1 protein-coding gene is annotated in these 3,049 nt (G+C 44.1%); it reads right to left on the minus strand.

The window, feature by feature from the left end:
- Nucleotides 1–11: 11 nt before the first annotated feature.
- A partial coding sequence (locus F6K38_RS38190) for a DUF6603 domain-containing protein (RefSeq protein ID WP_287360155.1) occupies nucleotides 12–3,049 on the minus strand: 3,038 nt, incomplete at its 5' end.

A 3,049-nucleotide genomic window follows, 5' to 3' on the forward strand; every position in this document is an offset into this window, starting at 1 on the left:
CTCCTAATCTCCTAACTAACCTGTGGTGCAAAAATAAAACTATCCGAAACAGCAGGATCGATACTGACTTTGCTAGTGTCAAAGCCTAATGCTGTTAAAACGTCATCCCGTTGGGAATTACTCTCTACAGTTGTGTTAATGCGATCGCGTTTTTCTTGTTCCGTTGTTAAGCTGGCATCGGGGACAAATGCTGCTATGATTTCCCAAACATAAGAATTATCAAGGGGTAAAGTGTCATAGAGTAAATGTTCCACACCAATTACCTCGGTTTCCCCAGGTTTGGGTTGTTGGGCGGGAACAATCCGGAAACCAAAGAAGACGTTTTCCACAAACTGGTCGCCATTAACTTCTGGGGGAACTATATGTTCCGAAGAGACGGGATTACCCCAAGCAGCAATGGGGGCATATTTAGTGATGGGTTCAAACTTGAATTGGCTTTTAGCGCTTTCTTCACTGCCATCTTTAGTAATAACGATATTGTTGATAGTCCCTAAATTCTCTTTCTTAATTCCCATAGAATTAACCCCAAATGCAGTCTCAGTACCCACAGACTGTTCTTCGCCCCAAGTACATACCTTGTTGGCAGGAATTATGCTATCGGTGGTTAGTTCTAAATCTTTGGGATTAATCACCCAGATTTCTTCTTGATTTTCTCCCTCTCCTCGGATAATTTGCTTGGTTAAGCCCTCAACCACAGCAATGCTGCAAACTTCATCCTCTGGGGGTAAGAATGCTTCCTTAAACTCATCCCAGTCAATCGGTAGGGGATACTGAGAAGTTTGATCACCAATCTTGATGGTGACGGTAATAATGATAATTCTGATCTTGAATTTACAACCGAAGTCTGGACCCCAAAAACGAACATTGACCCCCAGACCCACGGCAAGGGTACCAATGCCCGCCCGCACAAACAGGTGCCAGGAAGTATCATAATGGTAGGGTTTCCAAGCAATTAAGAAGTCAATGCCCGCATCAAACTCAGCCCACAAAGGACCTGCCTTAAAGGCAATGGCAAAAAGTCCACCCACCATTACTCCATAGCCACACAGAGCAAAATAGACCTGGGCGGTAGTAAAGGCATTATTATCAATCTGCCAACTGTAGCCTAAGCGAGGTACATCAGGATAGCGATCGGCAGCATAAAAACAGGGATGGTAGCCCCCTTGGGTAACCACAAAATCCCCTGCGCGTTCTCCAGCAAACCATAGCCCGAAAGCATAACCCCCTGTTAGGTGACACTCCCGGCTTAAAACATAGGAACTAGGGGTTAATTGCCCCCGCACCATCAACACCCCTTCAGCGGGAGCAAACCTTGACTGCATCAACATTTGCGCCACCGCAATGGGTTCAAAGGGACCCGTTATGGTGGTAGGCAGCATTAAAGTGACAAGGGCAATGAAATCGATTTCAAACCCACTCGAATCCAGGGCAATACTCAGTAATCCAGAGCCATCAACAATCTTAAAACAGGTGAATTTAATCCCTGCTGCCCCAAACCAAGCCCCAACTTCGGGAACAATCTGGTTTGATAAAGTCTGTAATTCATTAGCAATAGTATTAGCTGTATCAGCAGGATCTGGTGCTTTTTTACCATGAACTGCCTCATCCACAAAGGGAAAGGTTAATAGTTCATCAAAGCTAGGTATATTTAGGGAGTAGTTAAAACCAAATCCCCCTGAGATTCCTGTAACGAAGAAGAAAGGAGGACCGCCAAAGGGTTCGTTGGCTGCTAAGTAGAGAAATAGACCAAATTTATCGCTGTCACTATATTCGGCAAAGGCCCCAATGGCAGATAGGGATAGACATCTTTTGCCACTTTTCCCAACTTTTAAGCCGATTACTGCTGTTCCTAAAAATTCATTGTAGTTGCTGCCTTCAACCAACAAGAAAGTACCACCTATTTCCAATCCAGTGGTGTTAACTTTTAAGCCAAAACCATCCAGATTAAACGAAGGTGAAAACTCCATCAAAGGAGAACTTATCGATAGCCCATTAATGGTCAGCACCATACGGGATACCTCGACAATAAATTGAGGCGTGAGGTGAATTTCTTGATTTTTATAAACCAGTCCTACTTTCTCGAAGTGTAAAGGTCCAAAGGATTTTTGCACCGTTAACCAAGCACCATTGTCCACAATGGTAATCGGAAGTTCATCATCGTCGGAGCTAACACTCGAACCAGAACCAACACCGGAACCAGAACTACTCGAAGCAGCAAGCACTTGAACATTGCTAGTGGGAACTAAACTACTATTTTGTTCTGCTACAGGAGCGGTCGCAGGGGTGATTGGGGTGGGAGATGACGAGGTGAACCAGCCTTTAACAATAGCAATACCTTGTCTTAGTAACTTAACCAACCATTTTGGGATTAAACTACTGCTCTCTTCCGCAGCAGAAGGAGTAGGATTAGTCGGAGTTGTATTGGTAGTATTAGGACGGGATAAGGGGGTTAACCAAGCTTTGACATAGGGACCAATTTCAAAGTGAGCACCAATAGAAGCACCCCGTTTCAGGACATTAGTGCTGTTGCAGGGGGGTTTGATTCTTAGGGGTACTCCTATTTCTTCAAGGAAGTAGTTAACCTGTATTAACTGTTTGCGGGAGAATTCCTGTAACGCCACTAAAAATTCAAAGGCAAACTCACTGTCGGCTGTTGAAGGAGTTAAAACTTGGCTAACTAGGGGAATGTCGTTAAACAGGATGCGACCATTGAAACCAATACTAAACAGCATTGATCGTTTCTTGGCAACTACGGTACTGGAATTACCAGCATTATTTGGGTTAGCAGGGCAATCAATCACCATCACGATGCTGGAGTTCACCTTGAAATAACTCAATAACTCCAGGGGAATTAAATCGCTGAGTCCAAAGGAAATTGTACTAATTAGGTCTTGGAGGGCAATCTCTAGACTTTTTTCAGCAGCCAGACTTGCAGTAATAATCGATGAGGTCTGGGATTGACCTGGAGACTTTTTATTTTGGAAGAATAAGGTAAATCTCAGGACGAGGGTACCATCGTCATATTCTGCGATGTATTCTGTCTCGCCAT

The sequence above is a fragment of the Moorena sp. SIO3B2 genome (assembly GCF_010692525.1).
GTDB lineage: Bacteria > Cyanobacteriota > Cyanobacteriia > Cyanobacteriales > Coleofasciculaceae > Moorena > Moorena producens.